General features: G+C 59.7%; 13 protein-coding genes. 2 read left to right on the forward strand and 11 right to left on the reverse strand.

Annotated elements, in window-relative coordinates:
- Nucleotides 1–20: 20 nt before the first annotated feature.
- The 6 genes from O3675_RS01560 to O3675_RS01585 all read right to left on the reverse strand — a co-directional run bounded on the left by O3675_RS01560 (nt 21) and on the right by O3675_RS01585 (nt 9506).
- On the reverse strand, nt 21–1163 hold the full coding sequence (locus O3675_RS01560) for a DUF262 domain-containing protein (protein ID WP_371570516.1): 1143 nt from the start codon (nt 1161–1163) through the stop codon (nt 21–23).
- A 372-nt stretch (nt 1164–1535) separates the two neighbouring features.
- Complete coding sequence (thrS, locus tag O3675_RS01565) at nt 1536–3569, reverse strand: threonine--tRNA ligase (protein WP_371570519.1); 2034 nt, start codon at nt 3567–3569, stop codon at nt 1536–1538.
- A gap of 131 nt (nt 3570–3700) precedes the next feature.
- Complete coding sequence (locus O3675_RS01570; RefSeq protein ID WP_371570522.1) at nt 3701–4126, reverse strand: ArsR/SmtB family transcription factor; 426 nt, start codon at nt 4124–4126, stop codon at nt 3701–3703.
- A gap of 286 nt (nt 4127–4412) precedes the next feature.
- A complete protein-coding gene (locus tag O3675_RS01575; RefSeq protein ID WP_371570525.1) occupies nt 4413–6977 on the reverse strand; it encodes a Rib/alpha-like domain-containing protein in 2565 nt (854 codons plus the stop codon).
- 870 nt (nt 6978–7847) lie between these two features.
- Nucleotides 7848–8738, reverse strand: coding sequence for a fumarylacetoacetate hydrolase family protein (locus tag O3675_RS01580; RefSeq protein WP_303936842.1), 891 nt, complete (start codon nt 8736–8738; stop codon nt 7848–7850).
- 69 nt (nt 8739–8807) lie between these two features.
- The gene (locus tag O3675_RS01585; RefSeq protein WP_303938030.1) at nt 8808–9506 is read right to left on the reverse strand and encodes a lipoate--protein ligase family protein; all 699 of its coding nucleotides are present in this window, start codon (nt 9504–9506) and stop codon (nt 8808–8810) included.
- A gap of 401 nt (nt 9507–9907) precedes the next feature.
- On the opposite strand from O3675_RS01585, the gene O3675_RS01590 reads away from it, so the two are divergent.
- Together O3675_RS01590 and O3675_RS01595 are read left to right on the forward strand one after the other, a co-directional pair.
- Nucleotides 9908–11407, forward strand: a complete 1500-nt coding sequence (locus O3675_RS01590) for an anion permease (RefSeq protein WP_303938029.1) — start codon at nt 9908–9910, stop codon at nt 11405–11407.
- 192 nt (nt 11408–11599) lie between these two features.
- Nucleotides 11600–13081 (forward strand): glycoside hydrolase family 1 protein, encoded by a 1482-nt coding sequence (locus O3675_RS01595; protein ID WP_371570530.1) that lies wholly within the window; start codon nt 11600–11602, stop codon nt 13079–13081.
- 154 nt (nt 13082–13235) lie between these two features.
- Here the strand turns inward: O3675_RS01595 and O3675_RS01600 are convergent, their stop codons facing one another.
- The 5 genes from O3675_RS01600 to O3675_RS01620 all read right to left on the reverse strand — a co-directional run bounded on the left by O3675_RS01600 (nt 13236) and on the right by O3675_RS01620 (nt 22705).
- On the reverse strand, nt 13236–14369 hold the full coding sequence (locus O3675_RS01600) for a GNAT family N-acetyltransferase (RefSeq protein ID WP_371570533.1): 1134 nt from the start codon (nt 14367–14369) through the stop codon (nt 13236–13238).
- Between the two features lie 144 nt (nt 14370–14513).
- Nucleotides 14514–17402: an excinuclease ABC subunit UvrA gene (gene uvrA / locus O3675_RS01605; protein WP_371570535.1), complete on the reverse strand. Its 2889-nt coding sequence runs from the start codon at nt 17400–17402 to the stop codon at nt 14514–14516.
- Nucleotides 17403–17528: 126 nt separating this feature from the next.
- A complete protein-coding gene (locus O3675_RS01610) occupies nt 17529–18302 on the reverse strand; it encodes an MBL fold metallo-hydrolase (RefSeq protein ID WP_044145820.1) in 774 nt (257 codons plus the stop codon).
- 1413 nt (nt 18303–19715) lie between these two features.
- Nucleotides 19716–21428 (reverse strand): formate--tetrahydrofolate ligase, encoded by a 1713-nt coding sequence (locus tag O3675_RS01615; protein ID WP_005505800.1) that lies wholly within the window; start codon nt 21426–21428, stop codon nt 19716–19718.
- Nucleotides 21429–21661: 233 nt separating this feature from the next.
- The gene (locus tag O3675_RS01620; RefSeq protein ID WP_049356804.1) at nt 21662–22705 is read right to left on the reverse strand and encodes a zinc-binding dehydrogenase; all 1044 of its coding nucleotides are present in this window, start codon (nt 22703–22705) and stop codon (nt 21662–21664) included.
- Nucleotides 22706–22741 lie beyond the last annotated feature (36 nt).

Here is a 22741-nt window from a genome sequence, read left to right on the forward strand (position 1 = left end):
AAAGCTCCTAGATATTATGATTACTTAGCCAACAATTCCCGGCCAGCCAAAACAGTCCTCTTGATTCGTGCCTCAGTTGATACACCGGTAGTTTTAGCAGTATTAGGATTAATCCAGAAACTCTTTGAAATATCTTCAAAGTTATCATTATATTCTTTATCATTGGCGATATAGAACCCAAGACCTGCAGCAAAAGCTTCAAATGCGCTAAGCGTAAACTTATTGCTATACTTCCCACTCTTATTATCCCAGGGATTAAAGATATTCTGGAATTCAGACAGCCTCTTAAATGTGGTATCAAATACTAGACCATACCCGTCCTTCTTAGATTCAAAGTTAACAGCAAAATCGAGAGAAAATTCATCCACTTCCTTTGCAAAATCAGAGATGTCAGCAATTTTTTCATTAGACATATGTGAAAGCGTGAGGAAGCGAAGAAGCAATTCCTCATTATATTTCTGATCCACCCTTTTTTTACTGAGACCCAAGAGTTTAAAGAAATTAGGAGTATTTGCTTTCTGAGAAATCCACTTAACCATGTCTGAAGATTGACTAGCAAGTACTGCAGTACGAATTTCCTGCGGCTTCAAGCTGCTACCGTTAGAGTTCAAACGCTTAAACAGATCGTACTTGGTCTTGATGTCAGAATCTCGCTTGACAATTTTGACATCGATTTTTGAACGCTTTATGTCCCTTCGCTGGGCGTCACTCAGATAACCCTTGGGAGTAGTTTTAGTCTTTACCTCGTCGCTCCAAGCAACACCATCAATCGAAGGGAGATATTCAGTCTTTCCTAGTACAGAAGCAAACTTAGTTTTCGGACTTTCGTCATTCTTTTCATCTTCTCCGTCAGATGACTCTTCAGCTTTTAGAACGCCCTGAAATTCCAACAAGGTGCTAATACGCTGCAAGCCGTCCACAATCTCCCAACGCCCCTGGTTATCCTGAGCAACAAAAATTGACGGCACCGGGATTCCAATCAAAATACTCTCAATCAGCTGACTCTTCTGACGCAAGTCCCAGCGGAACAAACGCTGATAGTCAGGAGAAACAATCAGTTCCCCATCCGTATACATGTTCGTCAATTCACCGATGCTGATAGAGTAGCCATCGGTGCTAATCTCACGACGGGCGTCGCGAATTTCATCTTCAAGAGTAGTCACTATCGTTCCTCTTCAAACCATGGATAACGCATTTAGCTGGCGTAGGGCACCTAGACCATATCCAGACGTCTTTATCCGAATCGTACAATTACCGGCGCTTACGAACGGCAACGAACGTTAGCACCATCACTTACATTAGCATAACGATACTCACCCTGACTAGGAAAAACTCCACCGCAACACAACTTTCTGTACCCAACTGCCCTTCTCTCTCCTCCCTAACCGCCATAAAATGTAAAAAACCACCCCCTTCGCAGCTTGTCGCCGCAAAGGGGGTGGTTTCTATATATAGACTCGGTGCAAGTCCGCCGGCTCAGCTAACCGCGGTCAACCGCAGTCAGCATCGCCGGCAAACCCGCATCCTAACCGCTACTACTCAGCAGCCTCAGTGCTGGGCTTGGGGTCTTCGTTCACGCGGTTGCGGATATGCTCCACAATACGTGCCACAGCCTCATCCACAGGCACACCGTTCTCCTGCTTGTTGCCGCGGAAACGGAACGAAACAGCGCCGTGCTCCGCATCCTCACCGCCAGCAATCAGAATGAACGGAACCTTCTCAGTAGACGCAGTACGAATCTTCTTCGTGAAGCGGTCCGAACCGTAATCCACCTCAACACGCACACCGTGCGCACGCAGCTTATCCGCGATCTCGGTCATGTAGTCGTTGAACGCCTCAGCCACCGGCACACCAATCACCTGAACCGGTGCCAGCCACGCCGGGAACGCACCCGCATAGTGCTCAGTCAGCACACCCAAGAAGCGCTCAATCGAGCCGAACTTCGCCGAGTGAATCATGACCGGCTCCTGCACGGTACCGTCCGCAGCCTGGTACTCCAGACCGAAACGGCTCGGCTGGTTAAAGTCGTACTGCACGGTCGACATCTGCCAGGTACGGCCAATCGCGTCCTTCGCCTGAACCGAAATCTTCGGACCGTAGAACGCAGCACCACCCGGATCCGGGACGAGCTCCAGGCCGGTCTCCTTCGCAACCTGCTCCAGAACCGCGGTAGCCGCCTCCCACTGCTCATCAGTACCGATGAACTTATCCTTCTTATCACCCTCAGTGTCACGGGTGGACAGCTCAAGGTAGAAGTCATTCATACCGAAGTCCTCAAGCAGGCTCAGCATGAACTTCAGCAGGTGACGCACCTCGTTCGGTGCCTGCTCCTTCGTCACATACGAGTGGGAGTCGTCCTGGGTAATCATGCGCACGCGGGTCAGGCCCTGCAGCACGCCGGACTTCTCGTCACGGTACACGGTGCCGAACTCAAAGAAACGCAGCGGCAGCTCACGGTACGAACGGCCACGAGAACGGTAAATCTCGTTGTGCATCGGGCAGTTCATAGCCTTCAGGCGGTAGTTGCCGTTGTCCAGCTCCATGGGCGGGAACATGCCGTCCGCATAGTACGGAAGGTGACCGGAAGTGTAGAACAGGTCTTCCTTCGAAATGTGCGGAGTGCTGACGTACTGGAACCCCTCCTGAATGTGGCGGGTACGCACGTAGTCTTCCATCTCGCGCTTAATCACGCCACCCTTAGGGTGAATCACCGGCAGGCCGGGACCGATGTTCTTCGGGAAGGAGAACAGGTCCAGCTCACGGCCCAGGCGGCGGTGGTCGCGGCGCTCCGCCTCAGCGATGCGCTCCTTGTACGCCACCAGTTCGTCCTTAGTCGGCCATGCGGTACCGTAAATACGCTGCAGCATGGGGTTCTTCTCAGAACCGCGCCAGTACGCGCCACCGGCACGCATCAGGGCGTAGCCGTTAGCAATCAGCTTGGTGTTCGGCAGGTGCGGGCCGCGGCAGAGGTCCTTCCAGACGGTCTCGCCGGTCTTCGGGTGCACGTTGTCGTAGATGGTGATTTCACCCTCGCCGACCTCCACGGATGCGCCCTCGGCAGCATCCGCACCAGAACCGGGGCCCTGGGTCAGGGAGAGCAGCTCCAGCTTGTACGGCTCGTTCGCCATCTCGGCAACAGCCTCGTCGTGGGTGACCACGCGGCGGCGGAACAGCTGACCGGACTTGATGATCTTCATCATCGACTTCTCGATCTTCTTCAGATCTTCCGGGGTGAAGGGCTCGGCAACATCAAAGTCAAAGTAGAAGCCGTCAGTAATGTACGGGCCGATGCCCAGCTTGGCGTCCTTGCGGTACTCCTGCACCGCCTGCGCCATCACGTGCGCGGCAGAGTGGCGCAGCACGTTCAGGCCGTCCGGTTCGTGAATGAAAACCGGCTCAACGGAATCGCCAGCAGACAGCTCGTGGGAGAGATCAACGAGCACGCCGTTCACGCGTGCCACAACGATCTTCGGGTCGTCAGCGAACAGCTCAGCGGCAGTCTTCGCGGTGACCTCGCGCTCCTCACCAGAAACGCTAATAACAATTGCTGAAGAATCAGCGGCAGACATAAGTCTCCTTAACTCAGGCGCTCGCGGCCGCTCGGGGCGCCGCGGGTGCGCATACTATTCCGCACTGTACTGGTGCACGGACACACACCATCTTACAACGGCTCCCAGGCAACGCTCAGCTTGAGGGCGGACTAGTCCGCATGATGCTCACGCGTATGCTCGTGAACGTCAGTCACAATGTGACTAATATGATGGTCCTTCAGGCGATAAATCGTGGTGCGGCCGTGCTGCTCGCGGTCAATCACGTGCGCCTCACGCAGGATGCGCAGGTGATGCGAGGCCAGCGGCTGAGAAATGCCCAGGCAGGTGTGCAGCTCGCTCACGCTGTGCGGGCGGTGCACCAGGTGGTGCGCAATGGCCAGGCGCAGCGGGTTCGCGAGCGCCGAGAAGATCGCCACGGACGGGCCGAACTGCTCCTCCCAGTCCTTGGGGCCGCTCCCTTCGAGGAGGGGCGCGTTGGTGGGCGCCTCGTGGGCATGGTCCGATGCATGCTCGTGGGCATGGTCAGTGTAGGTGGTGTTAGTTTCGGTCTGGTCTGTGTGCTGGCTCTGAGTCATAGTATTTTCACCTTATGTACAGGAAAGGGGGCACGTCAAGGAAGTTACGCCTGTGCGGCGTGCTTTCTTGAGCGTGCCCCTCCCCTATGTGCGCTGATACTCGCTGGTGTTGCTGATGCGCTGTATGCGGCTGTTCCGATGCCGTTGCGGCTGTCGGTGCATCGTCATTGTGGCGGCAACGTCGTGGACCACCGCCCTCCTAGAGCGGTTCATCACATTGCGGTCATAATGCCTAGCGCTACGCATTCACTGTGTATCAGCTCGCGGGCGGAACCCTAACGGGCCCTTAGCGGTTAGCGACTGCCACCTGCAGGTAACCTTCAGCGGACTTTACGCCCTTGTCGGTCACTGCGCGGTAGCGGACCAGCGGTGCAAAGCCCTGCTTATTCTTAGCAGAAACCGCAATACCCTGGGTGCCATTCGGCAGGGTCACCACGCGGTAGGTACCGTATTCGTCGCTGTAGGAGCTGACGACCTGGCCGCGCTCGTTGAGCAGCTCCAGCTTCTTCACGGTTTCGCCGCGGCTGTATGCGCCGAAGGATGCTTCGTCGTTGTTCAAGACTGCCACGTTCTGGGTGGTACCCGAGTACAGGGAGACGGAGTCCTCACGTGCGATGGGGCTGTTCTTGTCGACCACGTGCACCTTCAGCGGGATCGAGTACAGCTGCGCGGCGGAGCCCTTCTTCGCCTTCACATCGGACATGCGTGCGGGCGCCTTGCCGGTGCGGTTCACGGTGATGTTCGTACCGTTATCGCGGCGCAGGTCCCAGGTGGTGCCGGTAACCTCGTGGGTGTTCAGATCAATCGAGTAGGTGCCGGTCTTGCCGTTGGAGGCAAAACGGATGCCGGTCTCCGCGCTGGAGAACTGGCCGCCAGCAGTGTTGACCTTCTCCTTGTTGACCCAGCGGCTGGGTTTGAAGTTCGGGGTCTGCTCGATTTCCTGGAAGTTGTAGTCGCGGGCGTAACGGTAGTTCGGGGAAGCCTTGTGCGACTGGTGAACGCTCTGCGCGACTGCGGTCTCGCCGGAGTAGACGGTGGCGTGGTGCTCGGCGGGCTGGTAGATCACGCCGGAGCCGGTGCCGGTCTTGCCGTAGGAATCCGAGGGGTACTTGAACTTCACGCTGGTATCTGCGCTGGCGGTGTTGCGGCCTGCACTGTTTTCAGCGGACTCGGTGTAGTTCACGGGCATCCACTGCACCTGCTGCCAGGGGAACTGGTTGCCGGTGAAGCCACTGGGCACAAAGTTCGCGAACATTGCCGCGAGCTTCGGGTCTTCCTTGTACACGTTCTTACCCTGGCGGGCGTAGGGCGCGTAGGAGCTTGCCGCCTCCAGGTTGAATGCGTTGGTGAAGAGGTTACGGTCCGCGATGATGAAGCCGTACTCCTTCATCGCGGTCAGAATCATGCGGCTGAGCTGGTCGTCGGCGTGACCGGTGTTACGCAGGTGCTCTTCCACGTCAAAGTTCGCGGGCAGGAAGCCGCGCTGACCGGCACGGGGTGCGTTCGGGTACTTACTCACGTCAATCTTGCCGTCGGTGCCCTTCGCCGGGAAGGAGGACGTCAGCGAGGAATAGTCAGCGGCAGTAATGGAGACCATATGGTTGATCTTGCCGGCCTTGAGCTCGTCCACACCAATCTGGGTGAGCTCATTCGCCAGGCCCACCACGGAGGAGGTGCCGTTCTTGAGGGTCAGCCAGTAGTTGTCTTCGCCCACGCCGCCGAAGTTCGGCTTAGCGAGCATGTAGCCGCCGGAGGACACGTGGTAGGTTGCCGGGTAGTCAACCGCAACGGGGATGTCCACGGTACCGCGGGTGCCTGCGGGAATCTTGTAGGTGATAACGCCGGTGTTCGCGTCGATGGACGCGCCGGGTACGTTCTTTGCCAGGCGGAACTTCGCGCCGCGAGCAATCGGGTAGGAGGTGCGGGCGTTGCCGGACTTCGCGTCGATGCTCACGGGTGCGTTGATGGTGACGGTCTGACCTGCGTTGCCGCGGCCGACATTGTTGTACTGAATCTTGGCGCTGGTAGGGGTGGATGCGTTGCCGCCACCTACCTGCACGCGGGCGGTGCTGGTGTAGGTCTGTGCGTCTGCATCCTTGACGAACTTGAAGTAGGAGCGCCAGATGCCGGTCGCCTCGTCATAGAGGGCGACGGACTGGTCGCCGGAGAGGCCGTGGTCCTCGGCAAGCCACTTCGGGATCGGGACGCCGCCGGTGAGGATGCGCTTGTTCTCCGCGTTGGCGTTGACACGGTTGTCGCGGGAGACGACCTCGACGTACTCCTGGTGCGGATTCGCGGAGTTCACGGCGAGGGTCGGGATATTCTCGTGGCCGCCAACGGTCTGGGCGCGGTCCTTCTTCACAGTGCCCGCGTTGATGGCGGTGGTGACGGGGTGGTTACCCGCATCGCCGGTGTATTCGAGGAAGGTGCGGCTGATTTCGCTACTGTTGGCTACGACGGCTTCGGTGCCGGTGAGCTTCTTGGCGGCGAATGAATCGCGGGCGAGCTTACCACTGAGGGGCGAGGTGTTCTCGGTGGTGGTCAGCTGCGCCTTAGTGAGGGAGGAGTTAACCGGTGCGAGGGTCGCGATGCTCTGTGCCTTCTGGTCGGGGTTCCAGTAGCAGGTCGGACCGGGCGCCACGTTGGTGAGGTTCGCCAGGGTTGGCACGGTGCGGTAGCCTGCGTCGACGCAGGTGGTACCGGCTACGTTGCGGATGGGGGCGGTTGCACCGAAGGTCGCGGGGAGGTTCGCGCCGGTGATGACGGTTGCCAGTGCTGCGGAGGCAGCGATGGTGGCACGGCGGCGGTTTGCCGGGCGCTGTGCCGGGTTTTTGGATGCAGTTGCGGTCATGTTTTTCTTTCGTTCGTGTCGGCTTATTTGAGTGAGTGCGTTTGTATGAACAAACACGGACGTGAGTGAAATATGCATCTGAGGGTGTGCCCGGGTGGGTCCTGATCTTCTGGCAGGAGTTCTCAGGAAACTCTCAGATAATCCCCATACCCTACATAGTCTTTTGGGTGAACGCAAAACGAGTTTGTGATTTTGGGCACCGATTTTTTGATAAAGGTTCAAGCTTAGACTCATATTTCTTTACACCTGTGTGCATTGATAGATGTTCAGGCTTTCAGAATTTGCACCGCAGTGTCCAGGCTTTACTCCTAGTCAAGCGAGGGCAACTTTAAAGAAACGAAAATTGCGCACGGGAAACTAAACCCTCAACCTCAAAGTTCCCGGAATGACGCGCCAAAACCTTCTGTTGAATTTCTCACACATGCCCATAATTTGGGATTCTGTACCGGGGGTAGATATGGTCTCAGTCACTGAAACAGGGGCTTCTGTGAGCCCCATCAACCATTTTCGAGTCGCAATCACCACCGGGGAGCACCCCCTTATTTCATCTCTATAGACCCACAAAACCCACCCCAAACCCTAAAATTCAGGTCAAAGTTTAAAGTTTGCATGTGTTTAACAGTGTGTAACCATGCATGCACCACACTCCCCGCGCAGGACGCCCTTCACCGTACATTCCAAGGATTCCAAGCCGCCCACCGGGAGCTTTATTAACGCAAAAAAGCACCCCGCATGCGCCTCAAAAACACATGCGGGGTGCATATATATTCATTTGTGGGTGCCTTGCGGTGCACCCAATAGCAGGTGCCGCGCCCGCCTCCGTGGGTTCAGGTGGGTTCAATAGCGGTTACTCACAGAGCTACCGGATAACTACAGCGCGCCCGCCTCCGAGCAGACATTCACCAGCTCACCAATGCCCTCAATGCGGGTGCGCACCGTCTGCCCCGGCTTCAACCACTGACGCGGATGCAGCGACAAACCAACCCCCGCCGGGGTACCCGTCGCCACCAGGTCACCCGGCTCCAGGGTCATGAACCGCGAAATATAGGACAGCAACTGCGCCGGGGTGAACACCATATCTGCCGTCGTGCCGCGCTGACGCACCACGCCATCCACCTCACAGACCAGCTCCAGGCCAGCAACCGGGTCAACCTCATCGGGGCTCACAATCACCGGACCGAACGGAGTCATCGCATCCCAGTTCTTACCCTGGAACCACTCCGAGGAGCGGCCCTGCCAGTCACGCACCGACACGTCATTCAGGATCGTGTAACCCATCAGAGCCTCAAGTGCCTGCTCCTCCGTGGCATTACGCAGGCGAGCGCCCACGACCAGGCACAGCTCAACCTCCCAGTCGACCTTCGTGCTGCCGGTGCCGTCATCAGCGGGCATGCGGATCTGCTCGCCGGGGCCAATCAGCGCGTTCGGGAACTTCGCGAACAGCGCCGGATGCTCGGGCACCTCAAGGTTCATTTCCGCGGCGTGGTCGCGGTAGTTCAGGCCGGCGCACACAATCTTGCCGGGCTTATCCAGCGGGCGAATAAAGGGTAGGGAGTTCCACAGCTCCTCACCGTGACCCATGACGGTCGCACCGTTCTCCTTCAGAATCGCTACGGCGTTCTTCGGGTCGCCAAAGTTCAGGCGGAACCGGCTGTAGAAATTCAGTAGCGGGCTGAGCTTCGCCGGAAGCTCGTACACGGTCTCTTCGAAAAAGCAGACCGCGCGGCTGCCCTTCGAGTCTTTAATCTGTGCCCAACGCATGGATGCTCCTTCGCTTCAGGTGGGGGTAGTTCGGGGTGGGTTAGGGGTAAAAGTCAGAAATAAAACAACCTAGTGAAAGCCGTTTTGGGCGTACACCTCAACGATGGCGTCTTCCAGGTCTTCCATGAGCAGGGCGGGGTTCGCGTCCTGCGCCGCGCCAACCGTGGCGGGATCCAGCTCCATGCCGAGGGCGCGGTACACATCCGCGGTGACCGCCCGCAGGGGTGCAGAATCAGAGACCACGATGCCGGTGCTAAACCACCAGCCGCCGGTCACCACACGCTGGGCGGTGCCGACCAGTTTAATGCGGCCGCCACCTGCGGAGGCGGGAAGCTGCGCGTGCACCGAATACTCGCCGGGGCAGTACTCCCCCGGGATTTCACCCATGCGCGCATCCACGCCGACTTCGCGTAGCGCCTGCGCGTACATGGAACCGAAGAGTTCGTAGCGTAGGGTGTTGCCGCTGCGGGCGTCGGAGGCGGGCTGAAAATGGTCCACGACCAGGCACCCCTGATGGTAGGCGGCGGCGTGCCCGCCGACCTTGCGCACCAGCACCTCAAAGCCGTGCTCGGCACACGCCGCGGAGGCCTCCGCGAAGCCGGGGTTCAGTTCGTCACGGCGGCCGAACGCGACCGTCGGGTTCGGCTGATACATGCGCAAGGTAGCTTCGCGCTTGCCGGTTGCCACCTCGCGGAGCATCTGCACCGTCTGCTCGTGGTGAATGAGGATATCGCCGGACTCGGGGCCGGTCTCTCGAATAATCTGCACGTTCCTATTTTACGGTTACGCCCGTCACTTACGGTGCGTGGTCGGTGGGGCGTCTCAGGAGCGACGCGGAAGCAACCCAGAGACAGCTCAGGGGCGACCCAGAAGCAGTTCAGGAGGCGGCATTCCCCCGCTACGCCTCACGCCGATTCCCCCTTGAAGCTGTGCAAAGTCATCGCCGAAACCCCGCGGAATCCCAGCCGCTGATACCCCCAGCCATATTCACATTTTTTATGCCAATTTTCTTCACTCCGTGAATCCAAACCATTACGATTAAAAAACTACGTGGCATCCCACACGTTGCCATAAGTACACAACACAGCATGACAACGCAGAAGAAACGCGCACACCGTGACGGCCCACCCACCACGGACCAAACTGTACGTTTCATAAGGAGTACGGACATGACACAGTCCACCAACACAGCAGCAGCCGCTGCCGCATCCAATCCGGAGGTGAACGGCCAGGAGGTGAGCGCAGCCCGCAAACAGCGAAACAAGCTGATCCTGCACGTTGCCATCATCCTCGTAGCGACCCTCGCCATCTGGTTCGTTCCCGCCCCCGAAGGCGTCGACCCGCGCGGCATGCACATGCTCGCCATCTTCGTCGGCACCATCCTCGGCCTGATCCTGCAGCCGCTGCCGACCCCGTCCGTGGCGCTCGTCGGCCTTGGCGCCGCAATGATTACCGGCACCATGGCGGCAAAGAACGAGGCGCTAACCGGCTTCGGCAACTCCTCCATCTGGATTATTGTTGCCGCATTCTTCATTGCCGACGGCTTCCTCATCACCGGCCTGGGCAAGCGCATCGCACTGCTGTTCGTGCGTGCGCTCGGCAAGTCCTCCCTCGGCCTGTCCTACGGTATGGCAATCACCGACCTGGTTCTCGCCCCCGCCACCCCCTCCAACACCGCGCGTGCCGGTGGCGTGATTTACCCGATTATCCGTTCCCTCTCCGAGGTCAACGGCTCCACCAACGAAACCCCCGAATCGCGTCGTAAGCTCGGCTCCTACCTGCTCATGACTGAGGCGCAGGTCAACACCATCACCTCCGCGATGTTCCTGACCGCAATGGCGGGTAACCCGCTGGCGCAGAAGTTCGCGCACGACCGCGGCATCAACCTCGACTGGGGCACGTGGGCGCTCGCCGCTATCGTTCCCGGTCTTGCCGCGCTGATTGTCATGCCGTGGATTATGTCGAAGATTTACCCGCCGACCATCAAGAAGACCCCGGACGCACCCGAGCACGCCCGCCAGGAACTGCACGAAATGGGCCCCATGAGCTCCAAGGAATGGATTATGCTCGGCACCTTCGTGCTGCTGCTGGTCCTGTGGATTACCGGCACTTCTATCGGTATTGACGCGACCAGCGCCGCATTCTTCGGCATCGCAATTCTGCTGGTGACTAAGGTCCTGACCTGGAAGGACATGGCGAAGAACTCTAGCGCATGGTCCACCCTCATCTTCTTCGCCGTGCTCGTCGGCATGGCGGACCACCTGAAGAAGCTCAAGGTCGTCGATTGGATTGGTCAGCAGGCGGCGCACAGCGTCAGCGGCATGGCATGGCCCATGGCGTTCGCGATCCTGATTCTGGCGTACTTCTTCATCCACTATATGTTCGCTTCGAACACCGCGCAGGTTGTGGCACTGTACGCCGTGTTCCTCGGCGCGGCGGTGGCTGCCGGTGTTCCGCCGATGTTCGCGGCGCTGTTCCTCGGCTTCATGGGCAACCTGATTGGCGGCATCACCCACTACGCCTCCGGCCCGGCGGGCGTGTACTACGGTTCCGGCTACTTCAGTGTGGGCGAATGGTTCAAGATCGGCTTCATGGCGGCTATCGTGAACCTCGTCGTCTGGGGTGCGGTCGGTACTGCGTGGCTGTTCGCGCTCGGCTTCGCCAACTAGTAGCGCAGGCCCCGCGGCGGCCTAGCTCAACGTAAAAGCGCTGTAGAAAGCCCGGTGTTCTCACGTGAATTTTCGTGTGAGGATGCCGGGCTTTTGCGCGCCCGCTAGCGTCCCAAACCGGCGCAAAACCTAGTAATCCCCCACCCCCTCCGCTAGGGTAGAAGAAAGACCTAAAGCACCTTGGAGGATGCCGTGCATCAGGATCAGCACATCACCGCCCAAACCACCGCTCTGCCCAACTCCGACCCGGCGCTGACCGAGCCGCAGCCGCTCGGCGCGTTCCCTGACGGATTCCTCTTCGGAGGCGCCACCGCCGCCAACCAGTTCGAGGGCGCCTGGAACGAAGACGGCAAGGGCCCCAGCCTGCAGGATGTGCTGCCCGCCGGCGGCCTATACCCGCGCACCGCGGAACCCACCGAGGACAACCTCAAACTGGAGGGCATCGACTTCTACCACCGCTACCGCGAAGACATCGCCCTGCTCGCGGAGATGGGCTTCAAGGTCTTCCGCTTCTCCATCGCCTGGTCGCGTATCTTCCCCCGCGGCGACGAAGAAACCCCGAACGAGGCAGGCCTCGCCTTCTACGACCGCGTGCTCGACGAGCTCGAAAAGCACGGCATGGAACCGCTCATCACCCTCAGCCACTACGAAACCCCGCTGCACCTGGTCGAACAGTACAACGGCTGGACCAGCCGCGAACTCATCGGCTTCTACGAACGCTACGCACGCACCGTATTCGCCCGCTACGGCAAGCGCGTGAAGTACTGGCTGACCTTCAACGAAATCAACTCGATGCTGCACCTGCCGTTCATGTCCGGCGGCATTAACACCCCGGCGGATCAGCTCAGCGACGCCGACCTGTACCAGGCGATGCACCACGAACTGGTCGCCTCCGCGCGCGCCACCGCTGCGGCACGCGAACTGGCACCGGGCGCGCAGATTGGCTGCATGATTCTCGCCATGCCCACCTACCCGCTCACCCCCGACCCCACCGACGTACTCGCCGCCATGCAGACGGAGCAGGCGAACTTCGCGTTCGGTGACGTGCACGTGCGCGGCGCATACCCCGGCTACTTCCTGCGTGCCCTGCGTGAGAAGGGCGTGGAGCTGAACATCACCGAGCAGGACCGCGAGGACCTGAAGAACACCGTGGATTTCGTGTCCTTCAGCTACTACATGTCCACCTGCGCGACCGGCGACCCGGCACGAGGCGAGCGCGGCGAAGGCAACATCCTCGGCGGCGTGGCGAACCCGACCCTGCCCGCCAGCGAATGGGGCTGGCAGATCGACCCGACCGGCCTGCGCGTGGTCCTCAACCAGTATTGGGACCGCTGGCAGAAGCCGCTGTTCATCGTGGAGAACGGCCTGGGTGCACGCGACGAACTGGTCGAGGTGAACGGTGAGCTCACCGTGGAAGACGACTACCGCATCGACTACCTGCGCCAGCACCTGCACGCGGTACGCGAGGCGATCGAGGACGGCGTGAACGTGCTCGGCTACACCACCTGGGGCTGCATCGACATGATTAGCGCCTCCACCGCGCAGATGTCCAAGCGCTACGGGTTCATCTACGTGGACCGCAACGATGACGGCACCGGCACCCTGGCGCGCTACCGCAAGAAGTCCTTCCACTGGTACCGCGAGGTGATTGCCAGCAACGGCGCGGAGCTTTAGAAAGTTCTAGACGCTGAACCCCGCGAAAATCCCGGCACGCGAAACTCAGCAGCAAAAAGCCCCCGAGACTCTGATCTCGGGGGCTTTCGCGCCATATGCTGTTTGTCTAGTGCCTGTTATGCCTAGTGCGGGCGGCTCTAGTCTGTAGGCAAATCTAGTCCATGGGTAGGTCGTTCAGGCTGGTGGACACGTACTCCCACCAGGTCGGCACCAGCCCGGCATTCATCGCAACCCTCTGCGACAGCATGTGCGACGGGCTCGTACCGTAGAACGGCAGGTACCCTTCCGCCAGGGTCAGGCGTGCCGCATCACGCACCAGGGCACTCGCAATACCCGCACCGCGGAAGGCGGGCAGCACATCAATGCCAATCTGACGCATAATCGGCGAATCATCACTCAGGCCAACCATAGCGATAGGGTCTGCGAGCGCGGGGCTCTCCCCCGCTGCGGGTGCATCAGATGCCTTAGATGCGTTCTCATCCACCGGGTATGCGGCGAGCACCACCACGTCCGGGCGGGTCACGCTAAAGCCCAACGCGTTCGGGTAGCGTTTATCCCCGCGGAAACGCTCAAACTGTTCAGCGTCCAGCAGCTCCACACGCAGGCGGGTTACGCGCGCCTCGGTGTCCTCCGGGTCAACCTCAAGGGCACCGGCGGAGGCGTTTGCCTCCCTACGGATGGTGCGCTCGCCCGTGATTTCGGCAAGCAGCGCAGCCTTCAGCTCGGCGGGGTCAACGCGGCGCATCATGCCCACACCGGGCACGGCGCACTTGACCTCCTGCGCCTGCACGCCCTCGGGTACGACCGAGTTCAGCAGGGCGCGGCCGGGCGTGTAGTAGATGCTCGTGCCGCTAACCTGCTGGGTGTAGGGGGTGAGCAGTTCATTGAGCTGGCGCAGCTGCGCGTAGTCGCCGAGCCAGTTCGACTGGTCGCCGAGCATGTAGTCGATGGCCTTGTCCAGCACGCGCGGATGTTTGGCGCAGAGAATGCCGACGCTCGCGTAGTTGGCGACGCGCAACTCCCAGATATCGTCGTTGCGGCGGCGTGCGGCACCCATCTTCTCGGAGGGCGGCTGCACGGTGGCGAGTAGCGGCAGGCTCTCGGCTTCCGGGTAGTCGCGTAGCTCTTCGAGGGCGCAGCTAATCGAGCCGGGTGCCTGGCAGAAGTCCGCCTCCAGCTGGGTGTGCAGGATGTGCCGCGCCCGGTCTAGAGTGGTCACGGCACCGCGACGCGCACCGAGGGCGGTGAGCTTGGCTTGGGCTGCTTTGACGCGATCTTCGGTGTTCACGGGGTCCTCTCGTTCGTCATTGAGTTTTTGGTTGAGATGCGGTCACCGCATCCCGCCGCAGTGTCATCGACAGGGAGACGGGGTGGCAATACGGTCTCAGCCCGACCCTGCGCGCCACACGGGCGCGGGGTCGGGCTGCCTACGCTATTTCAGAATTTCCGCCAGGAAGGCGCCGGTATGCGAGCCTTTGACGGTCGCCACGTGCTCCGGGGTACCTTCGGCGATCACGGTGCCGCCGCCGCTACCGCCTTCGGGACCCATGTCGATAATCCAGTCGGCGCACTTGACCACATCCAGGTTGTGCTCGATGGTGATGACGCTATTGCCCTTGTCAACCAGCGATTGCAGCACGGCGAGTAGCTTGCGGATGTCTTCAAAGTGCAGACCGGTGGTCGGCTCGTCCAGCACGTAGATGGAGCGGCCGTTGGAGCGCTTCTGCAGTTCGGTTGCGAGCTTCACGCGCTGCGCTTCACCACCGGAGAGGGTGGTTGCGGGCTGGCCCAGGCGAATGTAGCCCAGGCCCACGTCCACGAGGGTGTTCAGGTGGCGCGCAATCGGGGTGAATGCGGCGAAGAACTCTGCTGCCTCCTCCACGGGCATTTCGAGTACGTCGGCAATGGTCTTGCCCTTGTAGTGTACTTCGAGGGTTTCGCGGTTGTAGCGCTTGCCGTGGCAGGTTTCGCAGGGCACGTACACGTCCGGCAGGAAGTTCATTTCAATCTTCAGGGTGCCGTCGCCGGAGCAGTCCTCGCATCGGCCGCCCTTGACGTTGAAGGAGAATCGACCCGGGGTATAGCCTCGCATTTTTGCTTCGCTGGTCTCTGCGAACAGCTTGCGGATGTGGTCGAACACGCCGGTGTAGGTGGCGGGGTTCGAACGCGGGGTACGACCGATGGGCGACTGGTCAACGTGAATGACCTTGTCCAGGTGTTCCAGGCCGTCGATGCTCTTGTGGCGGCCGGGTACTTGCTTGGCGCCGTTGAGCTTGTTCGCCAGGGAGGTGTACAGAATGTCGTTGACCAGGGTGGACTTGCCCGAGCCGGACACGCCGGTCACCGCGGTGAACACGCCCAGCGGGAAGGACACAGTCACGTTCTTGAGGTTGTTTTCGCGGGCGCCGCGCACGGTCAGCTGGCGTTCCTTGTCCACGGGGCGGCGGGAGGCGGGCACCTCAATGCTGCGGCGGCCAGCCATGTAGTCGCCGGTAATGGACCGGGTGTTTTTCAGCAGCTCCTCAAAGCTGCCGGAGTGCACGATTTCGCCGCCGTGCTCGCCGGCGCCGGGTCCTACGTCCACGATCCAGTCGGCTTCGCGCATGGTGTCTTCGTCGTGCTCAACCACGATAAGCGTGTTGCCCATATCGCGCAGCTTGGTGAGGGTTTCGATGAGGCGGCGGTTATCGCGCTGGTGCAGACCGATGGAGGGCTCGTCGAGCACGTAGAGCACGCCGACCAGACCCGAACCGATCTGGGTTGCGAGGCGGATGCGCTGCGCCTCACCGCCGGAGAGCGTACCGGCGGAGCGTGAGAGGGTCAGGTAGTCCAGGCCCACGTCCAGCAGGAACTGCAGGCGCGCATCGATTTCCTTGAGGACCTGCTCGCCAATCTTGGCTTCGCGGGCGCTGAGCTGCAGTCCGCGCACGAAGGTGAGCGCGTCAGCCAGGGACAGGTCGGTGATGTCTGCGATGGACTGGCCGCCGACCTTCACGCCGAGGATGGTCGGGTTCAGGCGCGCGCCACCGCAGGAGGGGCAAGCAACCTGGCGCATGTACTGTTCGTAGCGGTCGCGGGCGAAGTCCGATTCGGTTTCTTCGTGCTTGCGCTTAATGTACGCCTTCACGCCTTCGAACCCGGAGGTGTAGCGGCGTTCGCGGCCGAAGCGGTTACGGTAGGACACCTCAACCTTGTAGTCCTTGCCGTCCAGGATGGCGGCGCGGGTCTTTGCGGGTAGGTCCTTGAAGGGGGTGTTCAGGTCGAAGCCGAGCTCCTCCCCCAGGCCTGCGAGCAGGCGCAGCCAGTATTCGGTGGTTGCTTTGCCCTGCGACCAGGGGGCGATAGCGCCCTCGCCGAGGGTCAAATCGGGGTTGGGTACGAGCAGTTCGGTGTCTACTTCCAGGCGCGAGCCGATGCCGTCGCAGGCGCTACATGCGCCGAACGGCGAGTTGAAGGAGAAGGCGCGCGGCTCGATGGTGTCGATCTGCAGCGGATGGTTGTTGGGGCAGGCGAGGTTTTCGCTGAAGGAGCGGGTGCGTTCGGGGTCGTCCTGCTCGCGGTCCACGAAGTCGATGAGCACGCGGCCGTCGGCGAGCTTGAGCGCGGTTTCGATGGAGTCGGTCAGGCGCTGGTGAATACCGTCCTTAATGACGATGCGGTCAACGACCACCTCAATGGTGTGCTTGTACTGCTTGGCGAGCTTGGGCGGGTCGGAGAGCTGCACGGTTTCGCCGTCCACGCGGGCACGCGAATAGCCCTGGGTCAGCAGGTCCTTGAAGAGGTCAACGAACTCGCCCTTACGTGCGCTGACGACGGGCGCGAGAATCTGCAGGCGGGTGCGTTCGGGGTACTCCTGCAGAATGTCCACGATCTGCTGCGGGGTCTGCTGGGTGATTTCTTCGCCACATTCGGGGCAGTGCGGGTGGCCGATGCGCGCCCAGAGCAGACGCATGTAGTCGTAGATTTCGGTGATGGTACCGACGGTTGAGCGCGGGTTCTTGGAGGTGGACTTCTGGTCGATAGACACCGCCGGGGAGAGGCCCTCGATGAAGTCTACGTCGGGCTTGTCGACCTGTCCGAGGAACATACGCGCGTAGGAGGACAGCGACTCGACGTAGCGGCGCTGACCTTCCGCAAAGATGGTGTCGAAGGCGAGGGAGGATTTACCGGAGCCGGAGAGGCCGGTGAAGACGACCATCGCATCACGCGGAATGGTGAGGTCTACGTTCTTGAGGTTGTTTTCGCGGGCACCCTGAACCCGGATACTGGTCAGATCGTTCGCTTTGAGTGCGGTGCTACCGTGTGCCGGGCGGGGTGTCATCGAAAATCCTTTCGTCTTATCTTCGAACTTAAATTCTACACCCTCACGCCTTTCACCAGCGGGATTATGCGGCCGGTGAAGGCATGAGGGTGCAGTACTTATATGAGGTGGGCTGTCAGGCGCGGTTTACCAGCCGCGGGTTCCCCACTCTTCCAGGTGGGGGCGCTCGTCACCGAGGGTGGTGGAGCGGCCGTGGCCGGGCAGTACGATGGCGTCGTCTTCGAAGCCGCCGAAGAGCTTTTCGAGCACGTTGGAGAAGAGCTCGCCGAACTGCTGCGGGGAGTCAGTCTTGCCCACGCCGCCGGGGAAGAGGGTGTCGCCGGTGAACAGCAGGGTTGCGGGGGTACCGTCTTCCCAGGTGGTTTCGAGGGTGTAGACGATGGATCCGGGAGTGTGGCCAGGCACGTGCAGCGAGCGAATGACAGTGTCAGAGAGGTAGAAGTCGAAGCTTTCGCCGCCGATCAGTTCTTCTTCGACGGTGTAGTCTTCCAGTTCCTTAATCTCAGCAGCGTCAGCTGCACCCGCGGAGGTCACGGCACCGGTGAGGCGGTCGAGCTCCTTAATAGCGCGGATGTGGTCCCAGTGGCCGTGAGTAACCAGAATGCCGGTCAGACCAATAGCGCGGGGCCTGATGGAGTTGAAGTCCTCTTCCTTCTCCATGACGCGCACGCGGCGTTCTTCGCCGTCTGCCAGTTCAAGCTGCGGGCAGTCATTCAGGAGCGCATCGAGAGTGAAAGCGTAGAGTTCTTCTGCGTCGTCTGCGGGGTCGATGAGTACCTGCTCGCCGGTGGCGCGCATGGTGATGAGGTAGACGCTGTTGTCCATCTCGGAGACACTGAACGCACGGACAGTCAGCTCGGGGTTCTCAAAGATGAGGGTGGGTTCGGGGTAAGTAGTCATAGTTCCAGTGTAGGGGTTGTGACCGCACAGCATGCGCCTATGCGGTTCGCTCCCCTATCAGCGCATTCGGCGTTGAACGCGCGGGATACATGTACGGGTTGCATGTGCGGGATGCACAGGGAATAGATTCTGGAGCACGCCCGGTACAGATTAGGCTCAGTACAGATTGGGTTCAGCGCGGATTAGGTTCCGGGCGGATTAGGTTCCGACTGGACCCCGCCCGGCTGAGGGTTCAGCGAAATTCAAACAGCGAAATTCAAAAGTCCACTGAAATTCAAAAGTTAAACAGAGAAGCGACTGCGCATCGATACACAGTCGCTTCTCATGACACCCAGGGGTATCTATCACTCACTCAAACACAAGCAACCCGAGGACTTTGGAAATCTCACGATTACTTGATGACTCAATAGTAGCGAACTTTTTGGGGGCTGTTTTACCGCCCAATTTGGTACGGAGAGCCGGATTTAGTGACCCGCGCCTCAATGTAATCATTCTGTAATAAAAACAGGTGTTTTTTAGGGTATCCATACGTACCAATTTCATTTTTTTCGAGTTTTAGTGTGACTTATTTCACCCAAAATAATTTTAAATTTTCCCTCTTTTGACACTTCGGTGCACCTTTAACTTAAGCTTCACACTCGGCAATCCTAAAGGCTCAATACCCGGTTTTAGCCCGGTATTCCGCGGAAGTAGAGGGTTAAGGTGAAAGTATCTTCAAGTACTTGCAACTTCATTAACTGGAAAAAATGTACCACTCACCGTTCAAAATCTGCACGATTATTCGCGCGAGGGCAAAATCAATTGGTCTGTTTTGCCCCTGTAAGTACCCCCTAAAGTAGAGGTTTTATTACAAAACAATAACATCACACCCCCCACTAGGTTCACCAAGTGCACTCAATGAACCCGCCCCAAAAAAGCAAAATACCTAGTCAGTACTATATTTTCACAAAATGCAAGGTGATAAGCGGGTTAAAAATCAACCTCTATAGATTGTTTAATAAAACCTGACCTTCAAGCATACATAGAGCCCAATTATTGACCAGCAAGTACCAATTCCACCCTCAAAACAGGCGCTCTAGAAGCCTCAATGAAAGGTTGAAAGACCCCTCCACTAGGGGTTTCAGAATCCTTCACTCTCCCTGATTGCAGTCTGGTTGCAGCCTAGTTTCAGCCCGGGTTGTAGCCTGGCTGCAACCTAGTTTCACTCTATTTTCAAGAGCTCCGCTCCCCCGCCCTCAAGCGTTGCGCACCTCTTATTCGCCTCTCATGCTTCCATGTATCCGAGGCAGAGCATTCCACAAAAGCAGCATAGGGCACAGCAAAGGCGGCGCCCCTCCCCCGCTGTGGGGAAGGAGCGCCGCCTCCACTAGCTATAAATCAGCTGGATTAGTCAGATCAGCTAGAACAGCCGCCTTAGGACAGGCCGATCATCACGCCATTCTCGTCGAAGCCGATGCGCTCAGCTGCGGGGCTCTTGCTCAGACCCGGCATAGTGCGCATGGTGCCGCAGATAGCGTAGACGTAGCCAGCACCTGCAGCCAGGCGAACCTCGCGCACGGGCAGGGTCCAGCCGGTCGGTGCGCCCTTCAGGGTTGCATCCGAAGAGATGGACAAGTGGGTCTTCGCGATAACCACGGGCAGGTGCGAGTAGCCCAGCTCAGCGAAACGCTTCAGCTGCTTAGCGGCAGCGGGAGCAATGGAGATGCCGTCCGCGCCGTAGACCTTGGTCGCAACCTTCTCAATCTTGGTCTCGATGGAGTCCTCAAGATCGTAGGTGTACTTCAGATCCGAAACGTCGTCACATGCCTCAGCAACCACGTCTGCCAGGTCGGTGGTGCCCTTACCACCCTCAGCCACACCGCGGTGGATAGCGACGCGAGCACCAGCTTCCTCAGCGATACGGCGGATGGTCTCGTGCTCGGACTCGAAGTCAGTCGGGAAGGCGTTGATTGCCACGACCGGCTGAACACCGAAGTTGCGCACAATCTCGATGTGCTTCTTCAGGTTCTCTGCGCCCTTCTCCACATCGGAGGGGCTTTCCTGCAGCATGCCTTCGGGCAGGGGCTTGCCCGGAACGATCTTGTACAGGCCGGAGTGGGACTTCAGGGAGCGCACGGTCACGACGAGCACTGCTGCGTCCGGCTTCAGGCCGGAGACGCGGCACTTGACGTTGAAGAAACGCTCCGCACCCATATCGGCACCGAAGCCAGCCTCGGTAATCACGTAGTCGGAGTACTCCAGACCAACGTAGTCGGCGACCACGGAGGAGTTACCGGTTGCGATGTTGCCGAAGGGGCCCGCGTGAATCAGTGCGGGGGTGTGCTCCAGGGTCTGCAGCAGGTTCGGATTGATAGCGTCTGCCAGGATGACGGACATTGCGCCGTCAGCCTTCAGGTCGGCTGCGGTGACGGGCTCGCCGTCGTAGTTCAGTCCGATCACGATCTTTGCCAGGCGCTCACGCAGGTCCTTGAAGGAGGTTGCCAGCGAGAGAATCACCATGATTTCGGAGGCGCTGGTGATGTCGAAACCGGTCTCGCGGACCACGCCGTCCATGCGTTCGCCCAGGCCCACGACGATGTTGCGCAGGGAGCGGTCGTTCATGTCGATAACGCGGCGCCACTCGATTGCGCGCGGATCGATGCGCAGCTCGTTGCCGTGGTGCAGATGGTTGTCGATCATGGCGGCAAGCAGGTTGTGTGCTGCGGTGACGGCGTGGAAGTCGCCGGTCAGATGCAGGTTCAGCTTCTCCATGGGAACGATCTGGGAGTAGCCGCCGCCCGCTGCGCCGCCCTTGATACCGAAGGTCGGGCCCATTGCGGGCTGACGCAGCGCCAGGATTGCCTTGCGGCCGGTCTGTGCGAAGCCCTGTGCGAGGGAGACGGAGGTTGCGGTCTTACCTTCACCGAGCGGGGTGGGGGTGACTGCGGTAACCACGATGTACTTGGAGCCGCGCTTGCGGGCGGTCTCTGCGTTGGTGGTTTCGTCGAGGAGGACCTTAGCGACATACTTGCCGTAGGGTTCAAGGCGATCTTCGCTGATGCCGTTGTCTGCTGCGATCTTGTTAATAGGCCAAAGATCGGCGGCAAGTGCGATTTCGAGGTCGGAAGGGAAAGGCTTCTTCGTCATTGTCATCCTTCGAGTTGTACGAATCATGCTCTTTTATTCTATGCCTTGGCTCACTCATTTGTCCCTCACCTCGCCGGAAGGTGGCAAATAAACCCAATTTTTAATGCACTAATCCCCGCAACCGGTGACCTCCGCTCACGTGGAGCGGCAGGATCGGTGCGGGGATTAGTAGCGCATATACGCCGGGTTGCGGGTACAGCAGCCGGTATAGGAACCGGCGATACGAGCGGCTATTACGGCATAGTCAGCAGAACCTTGGTAGCGGTACGCTGGTCCATTGCCTCGTAACCCTTAGCCGCCTCGTCAATGGGCAGAACCATGTCGAAGACGCGGCCGGGCTCAATTTCGCCCTTGTAAATCAGGTCGATGAGGGTCGGCAGGTACTTGCGTACGGGGGCGGGGCCACCTTCCAGGTGAACCTGCTTGCCGAAGAGCTTATCGGTGCCGATGGAGCTGTCGTGCGGAACGCCCACGAAGCCGATGTAGCCGCCGTGGCGTACGCAGCCGAGAGCCTGGTCGAAGGACTGCTGGGTGCCAACAGCCTCCGCGACGCCGTGTGCGCCCACGCCGTCGGTGAGCTCCATGACCTTGGCGATGCCCTCTTCGCCGCGCTCTTCCACGATGTGGGCTGCGCCGAATGCCTTAGCGAGCGCCTGACGTTCGGGGTTGCGGGACATGATGATGATCTTCTCCGCGCCGAGCTGCTTAGCGCCGATGACTGCGCTCAGGCCGACTGCGCCGTCGCCAACAACGACGATGGTCTTGCCGGGGCCTGCCTGCGCTGCGTCTGCCGCGTACCAGCCGGTGCCGAGCACGTCGGATGCCGCCATCAGGTGCGGAATCTGCTCTGCGGTGGGTGCAGCGGGGGTCTTGACGAGGGTGCCATCTGCGAAGGGTACGCGGGCGTATTCTGCCTGGGTGCCGTTGGAGCGTGCGCCAATGAAGGCGTCGCCTGCCGCGATTGCCTTGAGGCAGCGGGAGGGGTAGCCTGCGGTGCAGGTTTCGCATTCGCCGCAGGAGATGCAGAAGGAGCCTACGACGAAGTCGCCGGGGGCTACGGTGGTGACCTCGGAGCCTACTTCTACGACTTCGCCGATGTATTCGTGGCCCATTGCCCGGTGGTCGACGGGCTGTGCGCCGCGGTAGGGCCACAGGTCGGAGCCGCAGATGCAGGATGCTGCGAGCTTGATGATGGCGTCGGTGGGTTCGAGCAGGGTCGGCTTGTCGACTTCGTTGACGACGACCTTGCCGGGGGCTTCCATAACAACTGAACGCATGATGTTCCTTTCAAATCTGCGTTGATGGTTAGTCGT

It is taken from the genome of Rothia sp. 27098_8_27 (assembly GCF_041432805.1).
Lineage (GTDB): Bacteria > Actinomycetota > Actinomycetes > Actinomycetales > Micrococcaceae > Rothia > Rothia mucilaginosa.

Bases quoted from the DNA above. Each gene is read 5' to 3' on its own strand.
- O3675_RS01610 (WP_044145820.1), bottom strand. From the start codon at position 18,302: ATGACTACTTACCCCGAACCCACCCTCATCTTTGAGAACCCCGAGCTG.
- O3675_RS01590 (WP_303938029.1), top strand. From the start codon at position 9,908: ATGACACAGTCCACCAACACAGCAGCAGCCGCTGCCGCATCCAATCCG.
- O3675_RS01580 (WP_303936842.1), bottom strand. From the start codon at position 8,738: ATGCGTTGGGCACAGATTAAAGACTCGAAGGGCAGCCGCGCGGTCTGC.
- uvrA (WP_371570535.1), bottom strand. From the start codon at position 17,402: ATGACACCCCGCCCGGCACACGGTAGCACCGCACTCAAAGCGAACGAT.
- O3675_RS01575 (WP_371570525.1), bottom strand. From the start codon at position 6,977: ATGACCGCAACTGCATCCAAAAACCCGGCACAGCGCCCGGCAAACCGC.
- thrS (WP_371570519.1), bottom strand. From the start codon at position 3,569: ATGTCTGCCGCTGATTCTTCAGCAATTGTTATTAGCGTTTCTGGTGAG.
- O3675_RS01570 (WP_371570522.1), bottom strand. From the start codon at position 4,126: ATGACTCAGAGCCAGCACACAGACCAGACCGAAACTAACACCACCTAC.
- O3675_RS01615 (WP_005505800.1), bottom strand. From the start codon at position 21,428: ATGACGAAGAAGCCTTTCCCTTCCGACCTCGAAATCGCACTTGCCGCC.
- O3675_RS01620 (WP_049356804.1), bottom strand. From the start codon at position 22,705: ATGCGTTCAGTTGTTATGGAAGCCCCCGGCAAGGTCGTCGTCAACGAA.